This is a genomic window from Leptospira selangorensis, from assembly GCF_004769405.1.
Lineage (GTDB): Bacteria > Spirochaetota > Leptospiria > Leptospirales > Leptospiraceae > Leptospira_B > Leptospira_B selangorensis.
In genome coordinates, this window is sequence record NZ_RQES01000005.1 from 448,567 (window position 1) to 473,794 (window position 25,228).

General features: G+C 40.5%; 24 protein-coding genes. 13 read left to right on the forward strand and 11 right to left on the reverse strand.

Annotated features, from left to right (window positions below):
• Positions 1-84: 84 nt before the first annotated feature.
• Complete coding sequence (locus tag EHO58_RS03735) at positions 85-777, reverse strand: hypothetical protein (protein WP_135627672.1); 693 nt, start codon at positions 775-777, stop codon at positions 85-87.
• A 167-nt stretch (positions 778-944) separates the two neighbouring features.
• Between EHO58_RS03735 and EHO58_RS03740 the strand changes: the two genes are divergently transcribed.
• From EHO58_RS03740 to EHO58_RS03760, 5 genes are all read left to right on the forward strand, one after another.
• On the forward strand, positions 945-1,946 hold the full coding sequence (locus EHO58_RS03740; RefSeq protein ID WP_135614349.1) for an NAD(P)H-dependent glycerol-3-phosphate dehydrogenase: 1,002 nt from the start codon (positions 945-947) through the stop codon (positions 1,944-1,946).
• A gap of 27 nt (positions 1,947-1,973) precedes the next feature.
• Positions 1,974-4,622 carry a tetratricopeptide repeat protein gene (locus tag EHO58_RS03745; protein WP_135678678.1) on the forward strand — a complete coding sequence of 883 codons (2,649 nt, stop codon included), beginning with the start codon at positions 1,974-1,976 and terminating at the stop codon, positions 4,620-4,622.
• Positions 4,623-4,839: 217 nt separating this feature from the next.
• Positions 4,840-6,168, forward strand: a complete 1,329-nt coding sequence (locus tag EHO58_RS03750; protein WP_135628460.1) for a hemolysin family protein — start codon at positions 4,840-4,842, stop codon at positions 6,166-6,168.
• A gap of 36 nt (positions 6,169-6,204) precedes the next feature.
• Positions 6,205-6,744 carry a phosphopantothenoylcysteine decarboxylase gene (locus tag EHO58_RS03755; protein ID WP_135627670.1) on the forward strand — a complete coding sequence of 180 codons (540 nt, stop codon included), beginning with the start codon at positions 6,205-6,207 and terminating at the stop codon, positions 6,742-6,744.
• Positions 6,745-6,755: 11 nt separating this feature from the next.
• The gene (locus tag EHO58_RS03760; RefSeq protein ID WP_135678680.1) at positions 6,756-7,442 is read left to right on the forward strand and encodes a phosphopantothenoylcysteine decarboxylase domain-containing protein; all 687 of its coding nucleotides are present in this window, start codon (positions 6,756-6,758) and stop codon (positions 7,440-7,442) included.
• Positions 7,443-7,444: 2 nt separating this feature from the next.
• Here the strand turns inward: EHO58_RS03760 and EHO58_RS03765 are convergent, their stop codons facing one another.
• Genes EHO58_RS03765 through EHO58_RS03775 form a run of 3 tightly spaced genes read right to left on the reverse strand, consistent with a single transcriptional unit; the run spans position 7,445 to position 9,455 of the window.
• Entirely contained in the window at positions 7,445-7,816 is a 372-nt protein-coding gene (locus tag EHO58_RS03765; protein WP_086447319.1) for an STAS domain-containing protein, read from the reverse strand.
• 16 nt (positions 7,817-7,832) lie between these two features.
• Positions 7,833-8,162: a hypothetical protein gene (locus tag EHO58_RS03770; protein WP_135627668.1), complete on the reverse strand. Its 330-nt coding sequence runs from the start codon at positions 8,160-8,162 to the stop codon at positions 7,833-7,835.
• A 3-nt stretch (positions 8,163-8,165) separates the two neighbouring features.
• Positions 8,166-9,455, reverse strand: a complete 1,290-nt coding sequence (locus tag EHO58_RS03775) for a homoserine dehydrogenase (RefSeq protein WP_100722621.1) — start codon at positions 9,453-9,455, stop codon at positions 8,166-8,168.
• A 203-nt stretch (positions 9,456-9,658) separates the two neighbouring features.
• On the opposite strand from EHO58_RS03775, the gene EHO58_RS03780 reads away from it, so the two are divergent.
• Genes EHO58_RS03780 through EHO58_RS03790 form a run of 3 tightly spaced genes read left to right on the forward strand, consistent with a single transcriptional unit; the run spans position 9,659 to position 13,700 of the window.
• The gene (locus EHO58_RS03780) at positions 9,659-10,246 is read left to right on the forward strand and encodes an LIC_10572 family protein (RefSeq protein ID WP_135627667.1); all 588 of its coding nucleotides are present in this window, start codon (positions 9,659-9,661) and stop codon (positions 10,244-10,246) included.
• 14 nt (positions 10,247-10,260) lie between these two features.
• Positions 10,261-12,417: a tetratricopeptide repeat protein gene (locus EHO58_RS03785; protein WP_135678682.1), complete on the forward strand. Its 2,157-nt coding sequence runs from the start codon at positions 10,261-10,263 to the stop codon at positions 12,415-12,417.
• Between the two features lie 14 nt (positions 12,418-12,431).
• Complete coding sequence (locus tag EHO58_RS03790) at positions 12,432-13,700, forward strand: amidohydrolase family protein (protein ID WP_135678684.1); 1,269 nt, start codon at positions 12,432-12,434, stop codon at positions 13,698-13,700.
• Here the strand turns inward: EHO58_RS03790 and EHO58_RS03795 are convergent.
• A complete protein-coding gene (locus tag EHO58_RS03795; RefSeq protein WP_135678686.1) occupies positions 13,672-14,208 on the reverse strand; it encodes a methylated-DNA--[protein]-cysteine S-methyltransferase in 537 nt (178 codons plus the stop codon). The genes EHO58_RS03790 and EHO58_RS03795 overlap by 29 nt on opposite strands.
• 173 nt (positions 14,209-14,381) lie before the next feature.
• Between EHO58_RS03795 and EHO58_RS03800 the strand changes: the two genes are divergently transcribed.
• Positions 14,382-15,176, forward strand: a complete 795-nt coding sequence (locus EHO58_RS03800) for an SDR family NAD(P)-dependent oxidoreductase (RefSeq protein ID WP_135678688.1) — start codon at positions 14,382-14,384, stop codon at positions 15,174-15,176.
• Between the two features lies 1 nt (position 15,177).
• Positions 15,178-16,188, forward strand: a complete 1,011-nt coding sequence (locus EHO58_RS03805) for an LLM class flavin-dependent oxidoreductase (RefSeq protein ID WP_135627662.1) — start codon at positions 15,178-15,180, stop codon at positions 16,186-16,188.
• Positions 16,189-16,255: 67 nt separating this feature from the next.
• Here EHO58_RS03805 and EHO58_RS03810 read toward each other — a convergent pair whose 3' ends face one another.
• From EHO58_RS03810 to EHO58_RS03820, 3 genes are all read right to left on the reverse strand, one after another.
• The gene (locus EHO58_RS03810; RefSeq protein WP_135627661.1) at positions 16,256-17,437 is read right to left on the reverse strand and encodes an acetyl-CoA C-acetyltransferase; all 1,182 of its coding nucleotides are present in this window, start codon (positions 17,435-17,437) and stop codon (positions 16,256-16,258) included.
• Between the two features lie 94 nt (positions 17,438-17,531).
• The gene (locus EHO58_RS03815) at positions 17,532-19,559 is read right to left on the reverse strand and encodes a neutral/alkaline non-lysosomal ceramidase N-terminal domain-containing protein (RefSeq protein WP_135678690.1); all 2,028 of its coding nucleotides are present in this window, start codon (positions 19,557-19,559) and stop codon (positions 17,532-17,534) included.
• Positions 19,560-19,614: 55 nt separating this feature from the next.
• The gene (locus tag EHO58_RS03820; RefSeq protein ID WP_135627659.1) at positions 19,615-20,367 is read right to left on the reverse strand and encodes an acetoacetate decarboxylase family protein; all 753 of its coding nucleotides are present in this window, start codon (positions 20,365-20,367) and stop codon (positions 19,615-19,617) included.
• 159 nt (positions 20,368-20,526) lie between these two features.
• Between EHO58_RS03820 and EHO58_RS03825 the strand changes: the two genes are divergently transcribed.
• Both EHO58_RS03825 and EHO58_RS03830 read left to right on the forward strand, forming a co-directional pair.
• Complete coding sequence (locus EHO58_RS03825) at positions 20,527-21,144, forward strand: TetR/AcrR family transcriptional regulator (protein ID WP_086448539.1); 618 nt, start codon at positions 20,527-20,529, stop codon at positions 21,142-21,144.
• Positions 21,141-22,061 carry an alpha/beta fold hydrolase gene (locus EHO58_RS03830; protein ID WP_135678692.1) on the forward strand — a complete coding sequence of 307 codons (921 nt, stop codon included), beginning with the start codon at positions 21,141-21,143 and terminating at the stop codon, positions 22,059-22,061. Before EHO58_RS03825 ends, EHO58_RS03830 begins: the two co-directional genes overlap by 4 nt.
• An 11-nt stretch (positions 22,062-22,072) precedes the next feature.
• Here the strand turns inward: EHO58_RS03830 and EHO58_RS03835 are convergent, their stop codons facing one another.
• The 3 genes from EHO58_RS03835 to EHO58_RS19500 form a co-directional block, all read right to left on the reverse strand.
• Entirely contained in the window at positions 22,073-22,408 is a 336-nt protein-coding gene (locus tag EHO58_RS03835) for a rhodanese-like domain-containing protein (RefSeq protein WP_100722632.1), read from the reverse strand.
• Positions 22,409-22,427: 19 nt separating this feature from the next.
• Positions 22,428-24,368: an ABC-F family ATP-binding cassette domain-containing protein gene (locus EHO58_RS03840; protein WP_135627657.1), complete on the reverse strand. Its 1,941-nt coding sequence runs from the start codon at positions 24,366-24,368 to the stop codon at positions 22,428-22,430.
• Positions 24,369-24,437: 69 nt separating this feature from the next.
• Positions 24,438-24,602, reverse strand: coding sequence for a hypothetical protein (locus EHO58_RS19500; protein ID WP_165780203.1), 165 nt, complete (start codon positions 24,600-24,602; stop codon positions 24,438-24,440).
• Between the two features lie 152 nt (positions 24,603-24,754).
• On the opposite strand from EHO58_RS19500, the gene EHO58_RS03845 reads away from it, so the two are divergent.
• Positions 24,755-25,201 (forward strand): DoxX family protein, encoded by a 447-nt coding sequence (locus EHO58_RS03845; protein ID WP_135627656.1) that lies wholly within the window; start codon positions 24,755-24,757, stop codon positions 25,199-25,201.
• Positions 25,202-25,228: the final 27 nt, after the last annotated feature.

Consider the following 25,228-nt stretch of genomic DNA (forward strand, 5'->3'; position numbering starts at 1 on the left):
TCCTAATTTTATGTTAAACGACTTGAAGCCGTTCGACCCTTTCTATACTTATTCTTGAAAAACCCACGATAATGTCCAATCTTTCTAATCCCTCCACAACATCAGCATGCTGTCTTCGTTCTCCGAAATCGGTTCTATTCTTAGATAATCCGGACCAAAAAAATCCAATAATGGTTTTAAAATCGTATTGGAGCGCACGAATAAGAATACGTTTCCTTTTTCGGGGATTACCTTTTGGACTGAAACTGCTCCAGCTACTTCCGGAATTTCCGCTAAAAAATAATTCAGATCTACTCTGATCTCGTTTCCTATATCCGTAAGGGATAGTATTTCCGGAATTTCTTCGACTATCTCTTCTAATATTAATTTTCTATGGAATTTGAAAACTTTGGAAAAAATCCGTATCGGATCTATGGACCTTGGGTTATGATCATAGAGTCTAAACGCTTCTATCCTGAACACAACTCTGTTTCCATCCACCTTTACAGGTCGTAAGGAGAGTTTGTATCTGATATGATTCGTTCTTAAAATTTTGGACCAGGCAAGTCCTTGGATGGAATAATGTCCGGAAAGGTATAAAACACCCCGACCGGAATCCATCACTAGGGACTCCAGATCTTCCGTTCCTTCTACCACTTTTTTTTGCAGAACCTTATTCAAAGAATGAAGTAGAACGGCGATCCTGTAATTGCTCTTTAAGGCTTTTTCTTCGAAGGAATTTTTTCCCGTGAGAAAATCTAAAAGATTGAATCCCGAAAGTTTCCGCAAATCGAGCATGGAAGAACAAAATTAATCCTCCGGATTTGCTCGGTAAACTTCATTTCTGTTTTATACCAAAATAAGAATGGAATGACCTTCCTTTTTCCCCGCTTTTTTTTCTTGCCGTTTAGGCTTTCCAGGTCAGGATCATCACTCCTTAGGGTTAGTCGGGGAAAGGGTATCTCATGCAAATCGGCGTTATCGGATCTGGAAGTTTTGGGTCTTCTTTAGGTGTGTTGCTTGCGGACAAAGGTTATGATGTTACCATTTGGGGAAGGAACTCCGGATTAATCCAAGAGATTAATGAGAACCATCGGAATGAAAAATATCTACCAGGCATAGATCTTCCTAAAAATTTAAAAGGAAGTACAAGTTTAGAAGAAGCCGTCCGCGACAAGGACATGATCGTTTCTGCTCCTCCTTCTCACGCAATCACAGATATTCTAAAAGAGATTAAATCTTTTCTGCCTGAAAAGGCTCCTATCGTTTCCGCAAGTAAAGGAATAGAGAACGGAAGTCTTAGATTGGTTTCCGAAATTTTTGAAGCGGAACTTCCAGGTAAATTTCATAGCAGATTGTCTTATCTTTCCGGACCTAGTTTTGCAAAAGAGTTGGTCAAACGTGTACCTACGATAGTGAGTATCGCATCTAAGAATGAAGCGACCGCAAGAAAGGTGCAGGAAATATTCAGTTTCACTTATTTTAGGACCTATTGGACTCCGGATGTGGTCGGAGTAGAGGTTGGCGGTTCTTTGAAGAATGTGATCGCAATTGCAGCAGGAGTTTCCGACGGATTAGGATTCGGTCAGAATACTAGAGCCGCTTTGATCACCAGAGGACTAACCGAAATTTCCAGACTAGGAGTCAAATTGGGGGCAGATCCTCTTACATTCTTAGGACCTTCCGGAATGGGAGATTTGATCTTAACTTGTTGCGGAGATGCTTCCAGAAACAGGACGGTCGGTTTTAGATTGGGAAAGGGAGAAAGTCTGGATTCTATTTTAGGCGGCATGGTCGAAGTTGCAGAAGGGGTAAAAACTGCCAAAAGTGGATTTGAATTATCCCAGAAATTAGGTATCGAAATGGCCATCACCACCGAGGTGTATAAAATGCTTTACGAGCATAAGAATCCGAAGGAGGTTGTTAGAGATTTAATGGGCCGGGACTTAAAAAGAGAAGGTCTATAAACCGCTCTTAAATCGCGATCGATTCCCTTGCAAAATGCAATTTTAAATATTCGTAATATAGGCTTTATTAGCCTAATTTTCAGGTATATTCCGTTTTTATTAATTTCATTCTGTTCTTTTTGTACATCTCTCTCCGCTCAGAGCCGTAATGACTACGGTTGGACAGGCTCGCCTGGTAATTTTTATCTTTTGATGGATGGCAAAAACGTCCTGACCAAAGAAACGGATTTTAATTCCTTTCCGGAAGGTCTGAATGCGGTCCAAAAATCGGAATATGCACTTTTAGCGGGAGAGTATTTACTTCTAAACAAGGATTCGGGAAAATTTTCCAATCTGATCAATTCTATCCGAAAGGAAAAAGATCTGGGCTTCGCAGAAGTTCTTCTGCTTTATTTCCAGGATATCTACTTCTCCAAAAAGACGAATGGGGAAAATTTCCTAAAAGTTTGGAATCCTCCTGCGGGGGACACATATCAAAAAGAATTGGTGGAATCCGCACGTAACGTTCTTCTTCATAAAAAGCCTGCAGATAAGATCAAATGTTCCCCTAAAAAACAATATTATTCACTTTGTAGGATGCTTCGTCTCGGAAGTTATATGGCGGATTTCAAACTTTCGGATCCGAATCATGATAGGGAATATACAAATCTACAAAGAATACTTTCTCCTTTTCCTGGAGTTACTGATCCAGAGGAGAAGGAACTAAAACATATTCCTTTTTTATCTAATTTTCTTCCTAATATTGCGGATTATCTTTCGGAGTTAGGATTTGCCAGAGATGCGATCCAATTTTCTAAAATAGGGATTGTTTCCGAAAATTTAGGCGGGAGAATGCTTTCTCATTCTTACGAAAAATTGGCGTATTACTATTTGGTAGATGGAGATCCTAATTCTGCCGAAAAAGTTTTAAAGTATATTATAGAAAGACAAGGGGAGATGGCTCCCGCTTATAAGAATTCATTATATCTAAAGTTAGGAACTCTCGCTTATCTGCAAGGTGAGCCTGCAAGAGCTTTAGAATATTATTTGAATTTGGATTTTTTACATTGGTCCACTAAGATACTTCATCCATTTTTAGGGGAACCTATCCCGATCAATAGCGCTCGTGATTTAGTGTCCGTTGCAGTTTGGAAATCTAAAAATTCTCACAAAGCAGTGGACGCTCTTCAGTCGGTTAGCACTCCTAAAAATCTGACGGAAGACGATCTATTTACTAAATTAAGAATTATTCAAATACTCTCGGAAGATGAACCGGAAGTTGCTTCCAAACTTGCGATGGACTTAAGCTTTCTTGCTCAAAGTAAAGGGTGGAGAAGAGTAGAATATTCCGCTACATTACTCCATGGATTCTTGCAATTAAAAACGAATAATCTTAGAAAAGCTATCATAGAATTCACTAAAGCAGGCGGGATCCTAAAAGAAGATCCTTCATATAAAGAAGAATGGATCCGATTGAATGGATTATTCCTTTCTCATAAAGAATCCTCTAATCTAAGAGGAGTAAAAAGTTTCTTAGACCAGGCTCTTAAAATTTCCGCATCCGGTCATACGGATGATAAAACTTTTGAGATCAAAAATTATCTTCCTCCTTCTTTCGGAAGCAAAAGTTTAGAGAATTCCGCTATCGATTTTTATACCAGACATGGTTATACAAATGATCTTCTATCTTTTATGATCCATTATGAGGAAAATTCGGAACTTCAGGAAGAGGATTCTCCTCCCGATCTCGCGATCCTTAAAACTCATAATAGAATTTCTAGATATAAAGGGTTTTATCCTCCTGGAAGAGAACCTTGGAAATCTGCTTGGTCTGAAATGAGAACCAAGGAATCTGCCCGCATTAGAGAAGAATCGGATCCTCTTAAAAATGCAAATTTCAAAAAGTTAACTCATCCATTGATCGCAGTTTTTGTGAAGGATAAGAGAGTATTTCTATTTCATAAAGACGGAGATTCTTCCGAGCTGGAATCAAGAGAGTTGAATACGGATAATCCTACCAGCTATACTGCTCAGTCAGCTTTTAGAAGTACCATGGAGTCCTTTTCTAAAAAGGATAAAGTCCAGATTTATCTGAATTCTCCCGGGGTCGAAGCAGCGGAATATCTGAGAAAAGAATTCCCTGATTCTGAAATTAAGTTATTCCTTCGTTTTGATAAAAGGGACGAGTCGGATTCCGCTAAAAAAGTATTCGGTCCTGCTTGTGAGAATCTTTTCCCTAAAAATCTTCCGGAAGGGGATGGCCATCTAGGGTGGCAATCCTTTCCATTACAATATTACGATGGATCCAAATTGCTCCAAGGTAAGTCTGCTCTGCTTGTTTGGAATATGAAGGTGACTTCTAAATCTCCTAACGGTCTTAGGGATTATGAATGGTCATGCGGGTCCGATTCTATTTCTTTCAGAAAGGCAAAACGTAGATTAGATTTCAGGAATTTGCCGGATAGGATCGCATTTACAAAGGATTCACTTAGCGGTTCAGGCTGGGGAGATAAGTCCGAGGACTTCTTGGATTGGGCAAGATTCTGGTTATCCGTAGGAACTTCTCGCCTTTATTTTGTTAAATACTGGAATCCTGAGTCTGAATCCGACATAAATTTATTAGAAAGACTTGCGAATGAAAATGGGGACCCGAACCTGAATTCCAGAGTCCTCAAAATGGTCCGAAACGCAGAATAACCTAGTTAAACTTCGCTCGGTAAAAGGGGAAATTTTCATTTTTTCACCTTCAAAACACTCGACAATGCACCGTTTTTCAGGGATGGTATCACAGATAGATGGACCCCGATAGTAGAAGCCGGATTTTTCCGGACAAAAGCCATATTTTTCCCACCTTGTTTTATTCTTTCGATCTAGCAATCCGCCTAAATCTGACATTCGAAAGATTTTGTCGTTAATGGACGTGATTGGATTTTTAGTAATACTTCTTCTTATTTTTGCGAACGGATTTTTTGTATCTGCAGAATTTGCTCTAGTCTCGATCAGGCCTTCTCGTTTGGAAGAATTGATCAGAGACGGCAGGCCTATGGCTGCACTTACAAAAAAAGCAGCCAGCATGTTGAACGATATGCTCTCGGTATGTCAGGTTGGGATCACAATCGCAAGCTTACTCTTAGGTTGGGTGGGAGAAGGTTATCTATCCAGTTGGATAGAACCTATTTTTCATTACGCAGGTTATCCTGATTCGGACTTAACTGTTCATGGTGTTGCGGTAGCGATCTCATTTGCGCTGATCACGTTTTTGCATATTCTTTTGGGAGAACTTCTTCCTAAAACGGTAGCGATCCAGAAGACGGAAACCTTGGCCTTGGTGACAAGTGCTCCTATATTCTTTTTTTATTATTTATTCTTCCCTATTACGTTTTTCTTAAATGGGCTCACATCTTTTATGCTCAAGATGATCGGGTTTAAGGAAGATTCTCATCGTATCATTCATTCTCCGGAAGAATTGATGATCTTGATCCAGGAGCAGAATAAACAGGGAAATATTGATCAGGAAGAATTTCAGATCATCCAAAATACTTTCCAGTTCTCCGAACATTTGGCGAAGGATGTGATGACTCATCGTTTGAGCATTGTGGGAATCCCTGCGGACAGCCAGATGGATGGAGTTCTTTCTATTATCGCGGAACATCATTTTTCCAGATATCCTGTGTATGACGGGACTACCGATAATATAGTAGGTATCATTCACGTTCAGGCTTTCTTAGCTTGGCTTTCCGAATCTAAACGAAATAAGAAAGCAAAAGTCACTACAATCATGCAGCCCCCTATCGTGGTTCCGGAAGGTATGTCGATAGAGAAGGTGCTTCAGAAATTGCGGGTCGCAAAACAACATATGGCGATCGTGATCGACGAGTATGGCGGAGTTTCCGGACTACTTACTATGGAAGACATAGTAGAAGAAGTTTTCGGTGAAATTCGGGACGAGACTGACGATCATGAAACGGACGCCGTTCCATCACATTCTCCGGATGCATTCGACATAGATGGAGAAACCGAGTTAGACGAATTAAAAGAGATCCTAACAGGTATCGAAGAAGAAGAGCTAAACGATATCCGCACAATTGCAGGTTTTATTTTAGAGAAGTTAGAGGATATGCCTAAGGAAGGAACTGAAGTCGCGATCCCTGTAGGTAAACTGACCGTAGAAAAAATGGACGGAAACAAGATAATGACCGTCCGTTTTACAAGGCTTTCCGCTCCTTCTTCCTTTGCGATTTAAGTTGTAAATCTAATAGATCGGTTTTGGATCTGTACTATGGATAAAAAGGATATTCTAATCGCAGTCAGCGGAAGTATCGCGGCCTTTAGGGCATGTGAACTGGTGCGTAATCTTACCAAAGAAGGTTATCCTGTTTCCGTGATCATGACCCAGAATGCCACCAAGTTTATAGGTCCGATCACATTCGAGGCTCTTACTGGCAAAAAAGTCCAGGTAGACGAATATGAGCAGGGAATGGCGCATATCGATGCGAGAAATCGTGCAGCTGTGATAGCGGTTGTTCCTGCTACGGCAAATCTTATCGCAAAAATGGCTAATGGAATTGCCGACGATCTTGTAACTTCTACCTATCTTGCTGCGAAATGTCCTGTGTTGGTCGCTCCTGCAATGAATCCGAATATGTTCACTCATCCGGCTACTCAAAGGAATCTCGCACGTTTGAAAGAAGACGGAGTAATTATTCTAGATCCTCAGGAAGGAGTAGTGGTCTGCGGTGACGAAGGTTACGGCAAACTGGCTGACGTTCCGGTAATGCAAAAAAAAATTCTGGAATTGTATCTGAAAACTTCTAAATAAGATGTTTGATCTTGGCTAAATATTCAAAAATTATAATAAGCTCAGGACCCACTAGAGAGTGGATCGATCCTGTACGTTTTATTTCTAATGCGTCTTCCGGAAAAATGGGATATTGTTTGGCAGAAGAAGCGGCACACTTAGTAAAAGATGTAGTTTATATTCGCGGGTTAACCGAGCCAAAATATTCCGATCCTAAGGGTGCAAGAGTTGTAAAGGTAGAAACCACTCTGGAAATGAGAGACGCGGTTCTGAAAGAAATGGATTCTTCTTCCATTCTAATAATGGCCGCTGCTCCCGCAGATTTTCGTCCTAAAAATGCAAACGAATCCAAGATCAAAAAAGAAGAAGGCAGCGACACCTTAGTTCTGGAGCTGATCAAAAATCCGGACATACTTGTTTCCGTTCATGAAAAGATCGAAGCAGAAAATCTGAAAGATGTGCTTCGTATAGGCTTCTCCGCAGAAACGGATCTATTGGATCAAAATGCGCTCGGTAAACTCAGGAAGAAAAATCTGGATTTTATCGTAGGGAATTACGTAGGCAAGGACTCCAAAGGTTTTGGAGATTTGGATACTAGCGTGATTATTTTCGGAAAAGAAGGTTCTAAAAAAGAGATTGGTCCCGCTTCTAAGGAGACCATTGCTAAAGGTATTTTAGAATATTTGGATATTCTTTCTAAACAAGAGAGTATTAGATAAGATTATTTAAAGACTGCTTTGGCTTCGTCCAGAGTATGATAGATCGCCACTTTTTTAGGTAATTCCATCAATCGGATCACATTCTCTAAAAAGTGATTCAATCCGCCGATCACTATCTTTCCGTTATGCTGGTCTACAGTTTTGATCAAGGTTAGAAGAGTCGCAACTCCAACACTATTGATATATTCCAAAGAAGAAAGATCTAAGATGATCTCGTAGATCCCTTCGTCGAAAACGAAATTGATCTTTCTGGAAATTTCGAAAGCGTTCGAATTCGTCACTTTTCCGTTCATGATGACGACTAAAACTTCTTTGTCTCCGACGGAGTCTCTTTTAGTTTCTATGTAAAGGCCTTCGAATTCCGTTTTTGCCATTTTATCCCGATCCGCGTTAAAACATCATTGTTCCGTCTATGATGGTGGCTGTCAATTCCGTCCATCCGGAGACTTCTTCCGGTTTAGAATCCGTTTTGGCGGATCCACGGTAAAGTATCCTAAGTCGTCCCTTCTCTTCGATTTCGCCTTCTAAGTCCAGATAGATCCTTCTGTGATCATTCTTTCTTTGAAAAGTTATTTTCGATCCACTTTGGAGCAAATCCCAATAAGAAGCGACTGTTCCGAAGGTGATTAGACGAGAATTTCCGTCAATATCCAAAAATAAATCCAAATGTGAATCCCCGAATCCTTCATGTAAGGATAATGTGCAGGGGAATTCGTTCATACTTTACAATTTGTCTTCCAAGCGGATTGCGACCGAGGGTTCTAATACCACTTCGGAAGCATCTATCCTTCCTAAAGACGCAGAAATGGAAGCTTCGACACACGGATGTGTGACCACGACTACTTCTGCAGGTTCCTTTTCAGATTCGTTTTGGCGAACAGAAGAAATAGATACTCCGTTTGTTCCCAAATCTTTTGCAATTTCCGCCAAAACCCCTGGTTGGTCCAAGGTATTAAATCTCAGATAATATCTAGCCTCTGTTTGGTTAGCTTCCGATATGGAAGCTTTTGGAAATCTGTTCTTTTCCATCGGAAGATTTTTGCCCCGTCTTGAGCTGTAATAGATCAGATCGGAAACCACTGCGGAAGCGGTAGGCAATGCGCCTGCACCTTTTCCTACGATCAGACCCGGACCGGCAAATGCAGTCTTATAATACACTGCATTTGTCTCATTCATCACGCTTGCGAATGCATGGTGTTTTGGGATCATTACAGGTTGGACCCTTGCTTCTACTTTGCCATCTAATTTTCTTACAAGGCCGAGTAACTTGATCCTATAGCCAAGATCAGAAGCGAATGCTATATCTAATCGTGTAATCTTTGTTATACCTTCTACAACTATGTTCTGTAAGGGTATTTTTTCTCCGAAGGCCAGGGATCCTAAAATGCTGATCTTATGCGCGGTATCTATACCTTCTACATCGAAGCTTGGATCCGCTTCTGCAAATCCCTTTTCCTGAGCAAGTTTGAGAGCTTCTTTATAGTCTAAACCTTCCGTTTCCATTTTGGAAAGAATGAAGTTAGTTGTTCCATTTAAGATCCCGTAAAGTCCTAAAACCTTATCGCCCGCCAAACAATTTCGTATGGCTCGGATGATCGGAATAGAACCTCCGACGGAAGCTTCGAATCCGATTTCTGTTTGGTTTTCTTCTGCAGTTCTATAAATGATCTCTCCTTTCTCGGAAAGGAGTGCTTTATTAGCGGTGATTACGGTCTGTTTGGATTGTAAGGCACCCAATACGATCTCTTCGGAGATTGTTGTACCTCCTACAAGTTCGATGATTGTATCGATTTCGGGGTTTCCCACCACTTGTTTGTAATCGTCTGTTATTTTTACTTTAGAAAATAATTTCGAAATAGGGGCGATTTTTGAGGGAGTTCTAGTACAAATAGTATGTACATTTAGGGAGATACCGTATTCTTTTTCGAATCTTGCGGATTCTTCCGAAAGAATTTTAAGAACTCCTGAGCCGACAGTGCCTGCGCCAATTAATCCGATTCGAATCGTCTGCATTCTGGGACAATCCTTTCGGCTATACTGGAAACATTCGACCTTTTTTAAGTATGTGTAGGGGCTTTCCTTTCCGCCTGGCGGTTTTTTCTTTACTAAATGAGCTAGTCTTGGTAGAGATTCTTTTACAGACGATTTTAAAATTCGTTTAGGACCTTTTAGAATAAATAGGTCCAAATCCATCGACTGAAAGGATAACCCACTTTATGGCGAACCGTCGTAAGCCTCCCCGCAAAACTTCCGGGAATAAAAAACAAGAATCTTCCCACAAACATCCAGGCGGAGGAAACCGCGGCCATCAGCAGAAAAAAAGACCGGAGCATGGTCGCCCGAATCGTCAGCAGCAACATACTGTAGCTACTAAAATTTCAGAAACGATGAAAGAACTTCCAATGAAGGCTCCTCATCAATCCGGAGGAAGTTCAGGAACTCTCGTAAAAGTGATCGGATTTCTCGCAGTCGCATTGATCGTATTTTTCGGATATTTTATAGTTCAGGAATATTTAGATAAAACTCCCGTTTATGGAAAACATGGTTGGGATGAAGAAGCTGGATCTCCTGTAGCCTGGGAAGATGCAGTTCGTTATTGTTCCTCCAGAAGAAAGAGACTTCCGGACAAGGAAGAGCTTAAGACATTCTCTAAAAGAGCGGATAAAAAGATCAAAACAATCGGATTATTTTGGTCCACAAGTGCTGCAGGAGACAAAGGGGATTATATGACCGTAAACTTAGGCAGCGGGGATTTTTCTCCAAGTCCCAGCACAAACAAATTCGCAGTTATCTGTGTGAAATGATGCTTTGATCCATCATGGTTGTTTTAACTTTTTCCAGCGTCAGTTATCTTACCGGATTTCTTCTTTCCGGGCTCTGCGCTTTTTTTCTTCTAATTAGAAAGGAAAAATATGAAACAACCTTACATTTAGGCTGGGTATTCTTATATTGCGCGTTACTCGAGCTTTCATTTTTGCTCGGGACTTCTTTTTTTCATCCTCTTTCTTTTTTGCATAGATGGCTTTCGCTTCCTTCCGCGTTTTTACTCTGCGCCCATCTATGCTTATACTTTTTCCTGCTGAATTCACAAGCCTCCGAGAAGACAGGAAGGATCCTATTAGGTGCCGGATATTTTCTGGCATTAAGTATATTGGTCTTACATATAGTGGGAACAATATTTGCCAAACCTGTTTATGATTTTGGCGGAGGAGTCTACGACGTAATCCATAGAGCGGACGAAAGAGTGATCTTTTGGTTCGGAGTTATTTATGTTTCCATAATATTGTTGTTCGGAGTTTGGAGAGGTTTTCAAGCTCATAGATCGGATATTCAACTAATGGCTCTTTCTCTTTGGGTTCCTTTTTTACTTCTTCTTGGAACTACGATACTTTTTCATCTAAAAGAGATCGCTTATCCTTTGGACAGAGCCATCGGACTTTCCTTTTGGAACCCGATTTTTCTGACTGCATTATTTTTAGCGTGGCTGATCCATTTAAGGGCCTCCGGAGAAGCTTTCAGCCTTAGATCTCCGATTTTACTCGGGATCGTATTATTAGTATTATTCGTATTCCAAGGAAGTAGCTGGTTGTTTTTACAGCCTGGATTAGAATCTTTTAATGAAACAGTTAAAGAAAGATTAAAGGCACAAGATCTATCTCCTGATTCTTATTTACTTTCCGTACAAGACAATGACGGATTTGTTCTAACAACATCAGGGGGATTGGAGACTTCTTTTTTCGCAGAATCTAAAAGGGACCTGATACTTTCTTTTGTTTGGAATAATCCTTCCGCTTTGAATAAAGAATTCCCTTCTTATGCAAAAGTTGCCGAGTCTTTGAAAGGTTCGGAGAAATATTCTGAAAATTTAATTAACTTCTCCAAATCTTTGGAGAAGGTCCGTAAAAAGATCAGGAATCTTCCTCCTAAGGATATCCGCGAAGGGATTTTGGAACAGATCTCTCCCGATGGCAAAGAGGAGAAGTTTGCATTATTTTTAAAAATACTCTCCGGCTCCGTTAAAAACTCTTCTGCAGAAGGGGAGGCTTTACGCAATTTTACATTGGACCAAATGAGGGAACTAGTTCCGGAAGGAGAGCCTCGTTTCAGAAGGATCCCTGGACTTGCGATGGGGGAATATTATTATTCCATAATCCAAAAATCTCCGGGTAAAACCCAAATGAAAGAGATTGGAATTCCTTACCAGGAGTTCTTGGCTTTCGAGACCGGATTACTGAAAAAACCGGTCCTCGCATTTTTAGTTTGCCTTCTTCTTTTTTCCATAGCGATCAATTCGTTTTTCTCATTTTTTGTGATCCATCCTTTGGATAGATTATATTCCGCGTTGGAACTTGCTACCGAAGGAGATCTACAAAGAGAATTACATCCGGAAGCTTGGGATGAGATCGGAAGTTTAGCGGATCAATTTAATAGAATGATCCAGTCTATTCGAACCGAAGAAGATTCCGGCTATTCTTTTTTTAGTCGGAATGAAACTGCGCCTAGATCTGGCGGAGGGATTTCTTCTTGGAAAGAAATTTCTGATCGGATCAAAAAGACGAGTTCAGTTTCAGAATTAAGAAAATTCCTCACAGACCTACAAGGAAGCCAAGACTCACATCCGGTTCGTTCTAAATTAATTTTAAAACTCGGGTTGAAGATTAAGGATTATCGAACCGCATATATGGCAGCTCAAGAATTGAGAGAGATGGGGATTGTGAAAGATCCTGAGATGCTTTTTATACTCTCTTATTGTGCTAAAAAAATGGGCGATATCCAAGAAGCCATCCGTCTGTCGGAGGAGCTGAGAGCAATTTCCGAGAACCATACTCAGAACAACCTACATCTTGCGGATATGTATTATCATACAAATCGCTTGGATGAGGCCAGGGATCTTGCGGTTCAAATTCGTAAGGAACAGGGACCTTCCGCTGCAGTTACGAAACTTTTGAATGCGATAGAAAAAAAAGGCGCCTGAGATAAACTGGGCTAATGGCTCCTCAAATCCGAAAAATTTCGGGAAAATTCCAAAACTCCAAAGGATCTTTTATAGGGACAGTGGAGTTGGATCCGAAAACAGGCCTTATACTTTCCATCCAGAAAGATAAAGTATTACAATCTTCTAATGAAGAAGAACTGGAATTTGACCCGGACAAATTTACGATCTTTTCAGGTTTCGGTGATATTCATGTGCATGCAAGAGAGGATGAATCCGGAAAACATAAATACAAAGAAGATTTTTTATCCGCTGGAAATGCTGCGATTAATGGAGGTGTGATCCATATTGCGGATATGCCTAATAATCCGATCCCTCCTACCGACGATATTACCTATTCCAAAAAGAGGGAACTCGCTGATCATTCTCCTGTCCGAATTACTTTATATGCAGGTATAGGTCCTCATACAAAACCTTTAAAAGCTCATGTTCCTTACAAGGCATTCATGGGTCCTTCTATTGGAGAATTATTCTTTTATTCTAATGAACAATTAGAAGAAACGATTCGTCATTACAAAGGTTGTAATATTAGTTTTCATTGCGAAGATCCTGAAATTTTAGAAAAAAGCCAGAACGAAACCTATCATGAGGATAGAAGGCCCGCTATTGCGGAAACTTTAGCTACAGACTTTGCACTCTATCTGATCGAAAAATACGAATTAGTCGGAAAGTTATGCCATTATTCTACGGAAGAAGGTCTGAAAAAAATCATAGATGCTCGTAAGAGAGGGGTCAAAGTAAAATGTGAAGTGACTCCGACTCATTTATATTTCGATAGAACCATGCTCACGGATGAAAACCGTCATTGGTTCCAAATGAATCCACCTTTAAGAGGACCTGAAGATAAACACGCCTTGCTCCAAGGTGTCAAAGAAGGTTGGATCGATTTTTTAGCAACTGATCATGCCCCACATTCTATCGAAGAAAAACTAAAAGGTACATCCGGAATTTCTCAACTAGATACGTATTCTTTGTTTGTGACTTGGTTACATAAAACGGCAGGGATCTCTTTGGAAAAAATTTCGGAGATCTGTGCGGAGAATCCCGGAGATTTTGTGGCGGAGTTTTTACCTAAAGAATACGGAAAAGGTTTTGGAAAGATCGAAGAAGGTTATTGCGGAAGTTTTACTGTTTTAGATTTTCAAACTCCGACTACATTCAAAAAAGAAGATATAAAAAGTAAAAGTGGTTGGTCCCCTTTCGAAGGTGTTACTTTTCCTGGAAGTATAACTTCTGTTATTCACCTCGGAAAAAAGGTAAGGTAGGAGAATCGGAGAACTTTTGCTCTAACTCAAGCAGGAACTTTTTTCTCCAAAGTCCGCCACCATATCCGGTTAGATCTCCACTTTTGCCAACGATCCTATGGCATGGGATCAAGATCGCGATCCGATTTTCTCCATTTGCTTTTGCCACTGCACGGACTGCGTTTTTATCTCCGATCCGGATTGCCTGGGCCTCATAAGAATTTGTTTTTCCATAAATTACCGAATGTAGTGCCTCCCAGGCTTTTTTCTGAAAGTTAGTGCCTAAGACCACAAGGGGAATATCGAAGTCCTTTCTTTTACCTTGGAAGTATTCCTGAAGTTGTTCTTCTAACTGAGGGAAAAACTTACTTTTGCCGGGTTGGATATCCTCGCCGAAAACTTTTTTGAGCCGAGTGAGTTGGAGGTCCAACCTCTCTTTTTCGGTGAATTCCAACAGGCAGATACCTTCTTCTACGGCACCCGCGAGAAGTATTCCTAAAGGGGTTTGGATTTCTTTACTGAGGATCATTCTTTGCCTAAGTATAAAAGATTTTTTGAATTTAGCACAACCCGAAAATTGCTGTAAAATATCTTACTGCAAATCCTAAGATTTAATTAGAAGCCGACCTAAGCCCAATCACGGACTGAAACCGTTTTTGCCTAGTCTTACGTTAGCTTCGTCTAAGTAATGGAAAACAATACATGGATACCCAACTCAAAGATAAAACCGCATTAGTTACAGGATCAACCGCAGGGATCGGACTTGCAATCGCCACAGGCCTGGCGGCAGAAGGAGCACAGGTCATAATAAATGGTAGGACCAAGGCAAGAGTAGAAGAGGCAATCTCTATAATTCAGAAAAAGTTCCCTAAAGCAAATCTTCTAGGTGTAGAAGCGGATTTTTCCAGTAAGGAAGAAGTAAACAAAATCGCATCAAAGTTTCCTAATGTAGATATTCTTGTGAATAATGTCGGGATTTTCGAGCCTAAAGATTTTGTAGATATCCCGGACGAAGATTGGATCCGGTTTTTCGAAGTGAATGTTCTTAGCGGAGTCAGACTTTCCAGAGCTTATTTACCTTCTATGCTTAAAAAGAATTGGGGAAGGATCTTATTTATATCCAGCGAGTCCGGGATACAGATCCCGAATGAAATGATCCATTATGGAGTTACAAAAAGTGCCCAGATCTCTTTAGGCAGGGGAATTGCGGAACTTACAAAGGGAACCAATGTGACTGTGAATTCTATTCTACCGGGGCCGACTCGTTCCGAAGGTGTAGAAGGATTTCTGGAAGATCTTGCTAAACAACAAAACGTCTCCACTTCAACCGTAGAAAAAGAATTTTTCAAAAACGCAAGACCAACTTCTCTTCTACAAAGATTCGCAACAGTGGAAGAAGTAGCAAATCTCGCTGTTTATCTTTCTTCTCCACTTTCTTCCGCAACAAATGGTGCCGCACTTCGCGTGGATGGTGGAGTGGTTAAGTCTGCATTCTAATATGATCCGATTAAGCGTTTTAGATCAGTCTCCAATTCGTAAAGGTGGGACCGCGAGCCAGGCGGTCCAGGAGACGATCGAACTTGCGAAACTTACTGATAGGCTTGGGTATCATAGGTATTGGGTTTCGGAACATCATAATATTCTGGGATTGGCAGGATCTTCTCCTGAGGTATTGATCTCGCATCTTGCCGGTGAAACAAAAGGAATTCGTATGGGTTCCGGCGGGATTATGCTTCCGAATCATAGCTCGCTTAAGGTGGCCGAAAATTTTAGGATGCTCGAGACTTTATTTCCAGGAAGAATAGATCTGGGACTCGGCAGGGCTCCCGGTGGGGATCGACTAACAGCAGCTATATTGAATCCTTCCAATAGTTTTGTTCAAAATGATTTTATCCAACAATTGATGGACCTGCGAGACTTCTTGACGGACAACGCGGAACCTGATTCTATTCAGGAGAAGGTAAAAGCGATCCCAGTTGCAGAAACCTGTCCTGAACTTTGGATTTTAACTTCCAGCGGAGAAAGCGCTTTGATTGCAGCTCATTTTGGAATGGCTCTATCTTTTGCTCAGTTCATTAATCCAACCGGAGGATATGCGAGTATCCAGGCTTACAAAGAAAGATTTCAACCTTCCGAAGCTCTTCCAATTCCTCATGCAAGCGTGGGAATATTCGTATTATGCGCGGATACAAAAGAGAAGGCAGAAGAACTGCAAGCCGTAATGGACAGACAACTTTTAAATATTGAAAAAGGAATTAGCGAGGGTATACTTTCTTACGAAGAAATTAAACCGTACGTGTATTCAGATATGGAAAGAGTCAGATTATTACATAATCGAGGGAGAATGATTGTAGGAACTCCTGATACGGTTAAAAAAAGGATTTTAGATCTGACCGGGGAATATGGGATTGATGAAGTAGTGGTTTCTACGATCACTTATGACTTTAAAGACAGGGTTCGTTCTTACGAACTTTTGGCAGAAGCATTCGAATTGGAAAATAGATTATAAAAGCGTAAACTAGGGAAGTGAGAACTGGACTAGGTCCTGCAAACCAAGCGGGACCTAGTCTTTTTTATTAAACTTCCGGGTTTTCCAGGATGAGAGCTATCCCTTGGCCACCGCCAATACATAGAGAAGCGACTCCGTATTTTGCCTTTCTTCTTCTAAGTTCGTAAGCTAATGTGATGGTCACTCTCGCGCCACTTGCTCCGAGCGGATGTCCGATTGCAACTGCTCCACCGTTTACGTTTGTAATTTCAGGATTTAAGCCCAATTCTTTTTGAACTGCGAGATACTGAGCTGCAAACGCTTCGTTCACTTCTACAAGGCTCATATCGGAAAGTTTCAAGCCTGCTTTTTTAAGAGCGATAGGAATTGCTAACGCAGGTCCGATTCCCATTTTTGCAGGATCACATCCCGCATGTCCGTATCCTCTGATGATCGCCAAAGGTTTTTTGCCGATTTTCTTAGCATAAGAAGCAGAAGTAATGATAGTTGCAGCAGCTCCGTCATTTAGGCCGGATGCGTTTCCTGCAGTAACTGTTCCACCTTCTCTAAAAGCCGGTCTTAGTCCTGCAAGTTTTTCGATAGAAGCTGCACCTTTGATAAATTCATCTTTTTCTAATGTAACCGGTTTTTTTCCACCAACAGTCACAGGAAGGATTTCTTCTTTTAGTCTACCTTCTACAGTAGCTTTTTCTGCTCTGGTTTGAGAGATACCTGCCCATTCGTCTTGTTCTGCTCTGCTGATCTTGTATTGGTCTGCAAGATTTTCCGCAGTAGCTCCCATGATGAGGCCGACATATTGGTCGGTTAATCCTTGTTCTAATGAATCTTCGAATTCTGTAGAACCGTATTTAACTCCCCATCTTGCGTTACGCACAACGTAAGGCGCATTGCTCATGGATTCGGATCCACCTGCAAGAACCGCTTCCGATTCTCCCAAGTAGATTTTTTTAGCTGCTTGGATGATAGCTTCCATTCCGGAACCGCAAAGTCTATTTAAGGTCAAAGCCGGAACTGTGATCGGTAATCCGGTTTTGAGTCCGATATGTCTCGCTAGATAGATAGCTTCTTTACCGGTAGGTACCACGTTCCCGAAAATAGACTCACCTATATCGGAAGGATTTACTCCTGTTCTTTCCAGCAAGGATTTAGAAACTAATACTCCTAAATCCACTGCGCTTACATCTTTTAATGTTCCGCCGAAATTTCCGAAAGGGGTGCGGATCCCGTCCAACAAAACTGCTTCTTCCATTTTTCCAGTCCTAAAAATATTAACATTACGCAGTCAATAACTGCAGATCAATACGGTGTACTACCATTCCAATTTACATCGTTTCCGAGTCATACTATTTTAATTCGAATTCAGGGCAATCAATGGAGAAGGGGACTTCTTTCCCTTCTTTATTAATATAGAAGGAGGAATGTTTCAGTCTATAAACTCCTGGAGGATCATTCTTATCCGTTTCCCAAACTAGTCGAATCTTATCATCAAACAAAGGTAAGAAAGATTTTTTATAATAGAATTTAGTGGCCCAGCTGGAGTCCGTATAAACGGTAATCCATTTGTCTCCTTCTTTCTTCTCCACATCGAAATAGGATTTTTGTTTCGGATAAGAGATGTTCGGATTTACGGAACTTACTTCACAAAAAACGGTTTCTCCTATCTTTGCGATATTCTCATTTGGAGTTTTGATTTTAGGTTCGAAAGAAGAGATCTTATCTCTATGAGGAACGTCAGTGCCTATAACTGTAGAACTCAGATCTTTAGGGAATGTTCCTTGGTTACTTGCCTTGTTTTGTAAAAGATCATTTGCAAGTCTGTGATATTCTTGTCTAAAAAGGTCTAAACTAAAAGGTCCGTGAAGAGTATGACCGCCTTCGTATTGCTGGGTAGAATATTCTTCCTTAGTTGTGATATATCCTGCAAAATCGTTAGTCAGTCCTGAAAGAGCTATTTCTTTGATCTTAGGTCCTAAAACTTTTTTGACTGTTTCTTTCATTCTTCTACTGGACATCGTAGTTACTTCATTAGGTGAAACGATCAAAGCAAAATCACCTATTGTGGCGAGTCCCAAAGGAAGAATTTGAGAAAGAGACGGATCGGGTTTTGTTTCTCCCATTGGAAATAGGATTGCTTTAGGTTTTTGGCAGACTCTTAATTCATCACTTGGAGCTTGGAGTAATCTTGCAGCTAACCAATCAATATAGAATTTTCTATCATCGTCCTTCATTCCTTCATGGAAAAGCCAATGCCCACCACCTTCTTCCGTAGAACCGGCCGCTAAAGCATATCCGTATGCGGACAAACAAGTTTTTTCGTCTTTTCCTGTTTCCGAAAATTCCTTACGAACGATCGAGTTCGGCATATCTATAAAAGATTGAGTATAATTGAGACCCGAAGGTAAAACTCTAAGATTGTCATCATTTAATATCTTAGAACTCGCAAGATATTGTCTTTCTCCAATGATCTTCGTACTCTCGAACATATCTTTTCCAGGACCGGTATTATTCAGATTTAGATTGGGAGTTACATCTCCCTCGTTTGCTTGAGCAAAGATCGCTATAAAATCTTTTTGTCCTCTTTTTGACGCCTCGAATTCCGAAAGATAAGAAGCATACCCTTTGTTATCGGTTGATACCAAATGATTATCGAAAGTCATACTAGTTGTATGCACACCGAACCAATTCACAATCCCGATCACACCTCTTCTGGTATTTACAGAGATTTGGATCATAGTTTTATCAGTATCGGAATTATATTTATCTCTTTCTGCTTTTGGATTTGCTTGGTAGGCCACTAAGGAACGGTTTACTCCGGCTCCTTCTACAGTGGCACTTCCTATCAATAACTGAGCTATTTCTTTTTTGGAATACGCCTCTTTGATTGCTTGGAAGATACCGTTTGTGATTACTGAATAGTATTCCGGGAAAAACTTGGTAGTATATATTGAATTTTGAATATAATGGAAGAATCCAGCCGGAGCACTATGAGTATGAGAAGCGTTTAAGAGAACATTTGCTAAATTAAAATTAGGATCTACTTCCTTTTTCAATCGAGCTACTACGTCTCTTTGGACCTCATGAGGAACTCCGCCTAATTCAGCAGTCACATAGGCCAATACATTTCCGCTCTTAGGATCTTTGATGACCAGGACTCTTGCGAACTGCCGGAGATGTATACCTTCTCCCTTTTGACCTTCTTGTGCATAACCCCAGAACATGATCCCGGTTGGAGGTCCTGTGATATCTACTTTAGACATTCCTGCCTCGAAATTAAAATCTTTAATCTGAGGTTTGGCAGTTCCGGAAAATGCAGAACCGGAAAAGAATAAAAACAAGAAAGGAAGAATAATCGCTAAACGGAATTTCTTCATAGCAGGACTCCTTGCGGATTTATATATAGTATTTTATTAAATTTGAATATTCAGCTTATTCTACATTTTCCGCAACGGGGAAGGTGAGATGAAAAGGAGAAGCTCCTATTCCTGTTTTCATTCCTCCACCTTTGATAAAGTCTGGAAAAATAGTTTCATCAGACCAAACGGATTCTATCCTTGCGAACTTTCCTTTGCCTGTGCCTATAAATGCAGTACTTAGTTTGGATCCATCTTCCGCTTTTTGTAAAAGAACGTAGGGAAGAATAGAAGTGCTTACTGGAAAATTAAAACCTAATGTTCGGATCTTAATTTTGAAAAAGGTTTTTCCGTCTCTGGAAACTTCTACCTTTGTTATTGAACCTTCTTTTTTCCAAACGAAGTCTGCTCTTTCTTTTGGGATGGCCCAGTTACGAATTCCTTCGTCTACGGAAGTTTGGCTAGATACAAAAATGCGGGTGATCCTTTTATAATTTGTATCCTTGTGTTCGAAATTTCCCGGGATATATAAAAGTTCGTAATAAGGTCCGACATCGGATCTTTCGTAGTTCACTAACATCAAAGAACCAAGTCCTCCTTTATAGGATTTACGATCTTCTTCATCCAAAAATGCCATTTCCGAATTGTAGGACTTCCTACCGAATAATGGGAACAGGAACCCTTCTCCTGTTAATGACCAAGGAGCTGGAAAATGTCTCTTAGGGGATTGGGTTTTGCTCTTAGTATTTGTGGCTTTTTTAGGGGAATGTTGTGTGGTTTTTGAGGCTTTGGTCTTTGGTTTAACCTTGGAAGAGGCGGTTGCTTTCATTCTAGGGGTCCGTTTCTATCTTTTTTGTATCCTATACTAGGAAAATCCCCAAATTTGAAAAGGAAACTCTTGAACATCCTGCCTATTTTTGGGATAACTGGACAATGGGGACGATATTCGAGCCGTTCTCGGCTTTCGATTGTCCTGAAGGCAAAAATTATGACTGCAGTAGCTGCTCCGCGTCCTAGAAGGCGCACTAGAAATAGTTTAAATAAAGAATCCATCGTCCAGGCGGCTTTGGATATATTGAACGAAGAAGGAATTGATGGGCTTTCCATGAGAAGGATCGCTGAGAAGTTGGATTGTAGTGTTGCAAGTCCATATTCTCACTTCAAAAGCCAACAAGATATTATCAAAATTATCATTTCCCAGGGAGAAGCTCAGTTAACCGAAACCCTAAGAGCTTCTAGACTGAACGGAAAAAATGCCTACGAAAAATTGACCCTGATCGCAAGGGCTTATTACGATTTTTCCGGAAATAACCAAGAACTACATAAGGTAATGTTCAATACGGTTCATGGCCATATGCATAGGAAAGCATTCCCTAAACTTCCTACCAGTTACCGGGTATTTTTGGAAACCATCCGAGCGGGCGTTAGATCGGGAGAATTCAAGATCAAAGAAGAAGATTATCCTTCTCTCGCGAGAACAATGTATTCCTGGATGTATGGGATCATCGTTTTGGATATGACTGGAATGTTGAAAAAAAGAGGGATTGGCGATCCTCTGGACGAAGGCTTTTTATTTTTCCGTAAAATTCTTTTAGATAAAGAATGAAAAAGAAATATGTCCTCTCCTTAGCGGTAATTGTACTCATCGTACTTACCGCATTACCATTCGTACGTTCTAGAGAAAAAATCGAATTAAACGAATCGATCCGTTCCGGAGTCTCCGGGCAATTTGCGGAACTCCCTTTGGGTTGGACTCATTATGAATTATCCGGACCCGAAAAAGGAAATCTTGTAGTTTTAGTTCATGGATTTTCTACTCCATATTTTATCTGGGATCCGGTTCAAAAATCACTTACGGATGCTGGTTTCCGAGTTTTACGTTTTGATCTATATGGTAGAGGTTATTCAGACAGACCTGATACAGTTTATAATCTGGACCTGTTTACCGCACAGATCTCAGATCTATTGAATTTTCTGCATATAGATGATTCTTTCGATATAATGGGGCTTTCCATGGGTGGCCCAATAGTCGCTCATTACGTTTCTAAATATCCTGATAGAATTAAAAAAGTAGTTTTAGTAGATCCTTTTACCTCAAAGACGAATACATTTCCTCTCACTGTCCCTTTGATCGGAGAATATTTAAACTCTACAGTTTATATTCCTTCTTTGCCTAAGGGGATCTCTGCCGATTTTGTGGACCCTTCTAAGGTTCCTAACGGCTGGGTGGAGAATTACGAGACTCAGCTTAGCTTTAAAGGTTTTGGAAGAGCTATTCTCTCCACAATCCGAAATATTATTTCTTTCGATCCTAAACCTGAATTTGAAAGTTTGGCCTTAACTAAAAAGCAAGTGTTGGTTTTTTGGGGAGATCAGGACCATACTACTCCTTTAGAAAAAGGAGAATATGTGAAGGAACTTTTGAAAGCCGAATTCGTTTTGGTGAAAGATGCGGGACATTTACCTCATATAGAAAAGCCGGATATAGTTCTTCCGGCCATCTCTAAGTTTTTATCTAAGTAAATGATAAATTCTTAATATTTAGCTAAAGAAGGGTCCACTTCGTCGGAATACAAAAGGATCCCGCCTTCCAAGTTAAATACTTTGGAGAATCCTGTGGATTTTAAAACTCCGCAGGCATTTGCAGATCTCGCTCCGGAACGGCAATATACTATAATTTCTTTTCCGGAAGATTTCCAAGAATCCAATTCTCCGATACGAGCGGGTAATTCAGCAACCGGGATCAAAAGGTCAGTTCCGTCAATAGTGCTAATCTCTTGTTCGTTCGGATTACGCACATCCAGAAGGTAAAAATCATCGCTTCCTGATTTTCTGGCATCTAATCTGTTTTTTAATTCTTTCGGATTCATTCAGTCTCCTTATGGATCGTTATACTACGGAAGAAAGTTCTTCCATTTCAATTTGCAGTTTTTCCCAGGTTTCGGTCAACTTAGAGATCTCTTTTTTAGTCTCGTTATAAGTGTCTAGTTCCATTTGATAACTGCGCTTTTTATAGAACTCAGGATCTGCGAGAAGTTCTTCTGAGTTGGATTTATTCTTTTCTAATAGAGCGATCTTAGCTTCGATTTGTTCTATTTCTTTTTGGATTTTTTTGACCCGATTTTTGTCAGCGTTCTTCTGGGACCGGGTCTTATTCTCGCTACCTGCGTTTTCAGTCGGAGCTTTTACCGTAAAACCGCCTTCTGCTTCTAATTCTTCCGGAGGGAATTTTAGATAATCCGAAAAGCTGGTATTTAGATCTTTTACTTTTCCGTTCGAAACAGAAACGGTCCTTGTACACAGGTCCTTTAAGAAATCAGGATCGTGAGAGATAACTAAAACTGCTCCGGGATATTCTTGGAGTGCACGTTTCAAATTGTCCCTTACTACTAAGTCCAAGTGGTTGGTAGGCTCGTCCAAAAATAAGGTATTGGAAGAGAATCTAACTAATAAAGCCAATCTTAATCTGCTCTGTTCTCCTCCTGAGAGAAGTCCCACTTTTTTAAAAACTCTATCATCACTGAAAGAAAAATAACCCAAAAGTTTTCGAGCTTCCACATCCGGAAGATCCGGATACACGGAAAGAATAGTTTCTAGAAGATTTTTTTCCGGATCCAGGTGCTCATGATGGTTTTGGGAGAAGTAGCCAATCTTTGTTTTAGGTCCAAAAGTAACCGAACCTTCGGATAATTTATGAATTCCTAATATGTTCCTTAAAAATGTGGATTTACCCGCTCCATTAGGACCGATAATGGCGATCTTGTCTCCATTAGAAACATGAAGTTCCGCGTTTGAAAAAATATTTTTCCCTGTTTTTTCGTAAGCGAAAGAAGCGTTTTCTATTCTAAAGGAAAGATTACCACAAGGAGTATAATTGAACCTGTATTCGGTTTTGGAATTCCAAAAGGAATCTTCAGGTTCATCTACCTTATCCCTTTTTTCCAATTTTTTAATAACACTTTGGACTTGTTTTGCTTTAGTCGCCTTGGAACGGAAACGTTCTATCCACTCGGTTCTTTTCTTTAAATAAGCTTCTTCTTTTTTGAATTGAAGTCTTAACTTATCCAAAAGTTCATTTTTGTGTTCGAAATAATCTTCTAAGGTTCCTTTAAATTCCAAAACACCGGAAGGATTCAATTCTGCGATCGTATCCGTAGTTGCATTCAAAAACTCAGGATCGTGAGTCACCAGAACAAAAGAACGATTTGTATCTACCAAATATTCCGCAAGCCAAGCCTTAGAAGCGTGATCCAAATGGTTGGTAGGTTCATCTAAAAGAAGAAGGTTCCCTGGGTTCAAGATTGCGATCGCAAGTCCAAGTCTGTGTTGGTAACCGGGAGAAAATTCTTTTACCTTTTTCTCCATTTGGTCATTAGAAAAGCCTAAACCACCAATGATCTTTTTGGCTTGGGCTTCTAACTCATGAACACCGTATGTAAATGCATATTCTTCTAATTGGCTTTGTTCTTCTAATAAAGAAGTAAATTCGGGAGAGTCATGATCCGTGCGATCCATTCTTGCATGAATGTCCTCGGCACGTTTTATATATTCATTATAATGTTTGTGTTTAGATAGCGCAGTATCGATTACTCTTGCTTCAAAATTGAAATCCGGGATCTGCTGGAATAAAGAAATTTCAGTGTGTTTGGAGCGACTGACTAAACCTTCTTCAGGATTTAGTTCTCCCACGGCCATTTTGAATAAAGTGGATTTGCCGGAACCATTTGGTCCGACTAAAGCGATTTTGGAGCCCGGCTTAATATGCCAGGAGAAGTTTTCGAAAAGTGTGGAGCTACCGAACCGGTGCTTGATATCGATGAATTGTAGCATGGTTCCTGGGAATATTGAGGCCCCTCCGCACGAGTCCGCGGAGGGTTTTGCGGGATTTGAAAGTAGTGCTTACTTCTTATTCGCGAGTTCTTCTTTTCTCGCTTTAAGATGCTGTACGTACTTGCTCGTTTCCCCGTTCATCTTCTCGACTGCGTCTTTCAGAGCTTGATCAAGCTCCCCGGCGCTCATCTTGTTGATTTTTTTGTTCTTCTTTTCGGCTGTCTCTTCAGACATAGGTACCTTCCGATGCGTTCGTATTGCCAAAATTTACGGAAATACCTCTTTCGACAACCTATTTTGGTCCGGAAGCCGGCTTCCGGTCCTGGCGAGAATAAATTAGAATGGAAATATGTCCTGATTTGGGTTCTATAGGATGCGGATTCGGCATGTTATATAATTTATTCCAAACTAAAGAAGGTTTAGGGCCTATATTTCTAAGACTGGGCCTCGCCATTTGTATCTTCCCACATGGAGCACAAAAAGCATTGGGTTGGTTCGAAGGTTCCGGGTTTTATACTGCTATGGACTATTTTACCGAAACCTTAGGCGCTCCTTATGTCTTAGGAGTTCTGGTGATCGGTTTTGAATTTATCGGAACAATCTGTTTTGTATTCGGATTTCTGACAAGGTTCTGGGCCTTGGGGCTTGCAATTACTTTGACAGTGGCAGGTTTCACTCATATCGAATATGGCTTCTTTATGAATTGGTTCGGAGACAAGGGTGGAGAAGGTTTCGAATACCATATTCTGGCAGTATCAGCGGCGCTCTCTCTTTTATTCAGAGGAGCTGGGTCCTTCTCCTTTGATAAAAAATTAGGCGAATGGTCAGTTTAAGGCATAAAAAAACCCGGGATCGAAACC

Excerpts from the sequence above, each read along its gene's own strand:
- EHO58_RS19500 (WP_165780203.1), bottom strand. The coding sequence starts at position 24,602 with ATGTCTGAAGAGACAGCCGAAAAGAAGAACAAAAAAATCAACAAGATG.
- EHO58_RS03750 (WP_135628460.1), top strand. The coding sequence starts at position 4,840 with ATGGACGTGATTGGATTTTTAGTAATACTTCTTCTTATTTTTGCGAAC.
- EHO58_RS03765 (WP_086447319.1), bottom strand. The coding sequence starts at position 7,816 with ATGGCAAAAACGGAATTCGAAGGCCTTTACATAGAAACTAAAAGAGAC.
- EHO58_RS03830 (WP_135678692.1), top strand. The coding sequence starts at position 21,141 with ATGAAAAAGAAATATGTCCTCTCCTTAGCGGTAATTGTACTCATCGTA.
- EHO58_RS03740 (WP_135614349.1), top strand. The coding sequence starts at position 945 with ATGCAAATCGGCGTTATCGGATCTGGAAGTTTTGGGTCTTCTTTAGGT.
- EHO58_RS03815 (WP_135678690.1), bottom strand. The coding sequence starts at position 19,559 with ATGAAGAAATTCCGTTTAGCGATTATTCTTCCTTTCTTGTTTTTATTC.
- EHO58_RS03800 (WP_135678688.1), top strand. The coding sequence starts at position 14,382 with ATGGATACCCAACTCAAAGATAAAACCGCATTAGTTACAGGATCAACC.
- EHO58_RS03780 (WP_135627667.1), top strand. The coding sequence starts at position 9,659 with ATGGCGAACCGTCGTAAGCCTCCCCGCAAAACTTCCGGGAATAAAAAA.
- EHO58_RS03755 (WP_135627670.1), top strand. The coding sequence starts at position 6,205 with ATGGATAAAAAGGATATTCTAATCGCAGTCAGCGGAAGTATCGCGGCC.
- EHO58_RS03775 (WP_100722621.1), bottom strand. The coding sequence starts at position 9,455 with ATGCAGACGATTCGAATCGGATTAATTGGCGCAGGCACTGTCGGCTCA.
- EHO58_RS03785 (WP_135678682.1), top strand. The coding sequence starts at position 10,261 with ATGGTTGTTTTAACTTTTTCCAGCGTCAGTTATCTTACCGGATTTCTT.
- EHO58_RS03840 (WP_135627657.1), bottom strand. The coding sequence starts at position 24,368 with ATGCTACAATTCATCGATATCAAGCACCGGTTCGGTAGCTCCACACTT.
- EHO58_RS03770 (WP_135627668.1), bottom strand. The coding sequence starts at position 8,162 with ATGAACGAATTCCCCTGCACATTATCCTTACATGAAGGATTCGGGGAT.
- EHO58_RS03735 (WP_135627672.1), bottom strand. The coding sequence starts at position 777 with ATGCTCGATTTGCGGAAACTTTCGGGATTCAATCTTTTAGATTTTCTC.
- EHO58_RS03820 (WP_135627659.1), bottom strand. The coding sequence starts at position 20,367 with ATGAAAGCAACCGCCTCTTCCAAGGTTAAACCAAAGACCAAAGCCTCA.
- EHO58_RS03795 (WP_135678686.1), bottom strand. The coding sequence starts at position 14,208 with ATGATCCTCAGTAAAGAAATCCAAACCCCTTTAGGAATACTTCTCGCG.
- EHO58_RS03805 (WP_135627662.1), top strand. The coding sequence starts at position 15,178 with ATGATCCGATTAAGCGTTTTAGATCAGTCTCCAATTCGTAAAGGTGGG.
- EHO58_RS03790 (WP_135678684.1), top strand. The coding sequence starts at position 12,432 with ATGGCTCCTCAAATCCGAAAAATTTCGGGAAAATTCCAAAACTCCAAA.
- EHO58_RS03810 (WP_135627661.1), bottom strand. The coding sequence starts at position 17,437 with ATGGAAGAAGCAGTTTTGTTGGACGGGATCCGCACCCCTTTCGGAAAT.
- EHO58_RS03845 (WP_135627656.1), top strand. The coding sequence starts at position 24,755 with ATGTTATATAATTTATTCCAAACTAAAGAAGGTTTAGGGCCTATATTT.
- EHO58_RS03835 (WP_100722632.1), bottom strand. The coding sequence starts at position 22,408 with ATGAATCCGAAAGAATTAAAAAACAGATTAGATGCCAGAAAATCAGGA.
- EHO58_RS03825 (WP_086448539.1), top strand. The coding sequence starts at position 20,527 with ATGACTGCAGTAGCTGCTCCGCGTCCTAGAAGGCGCACTAGAAATAGT.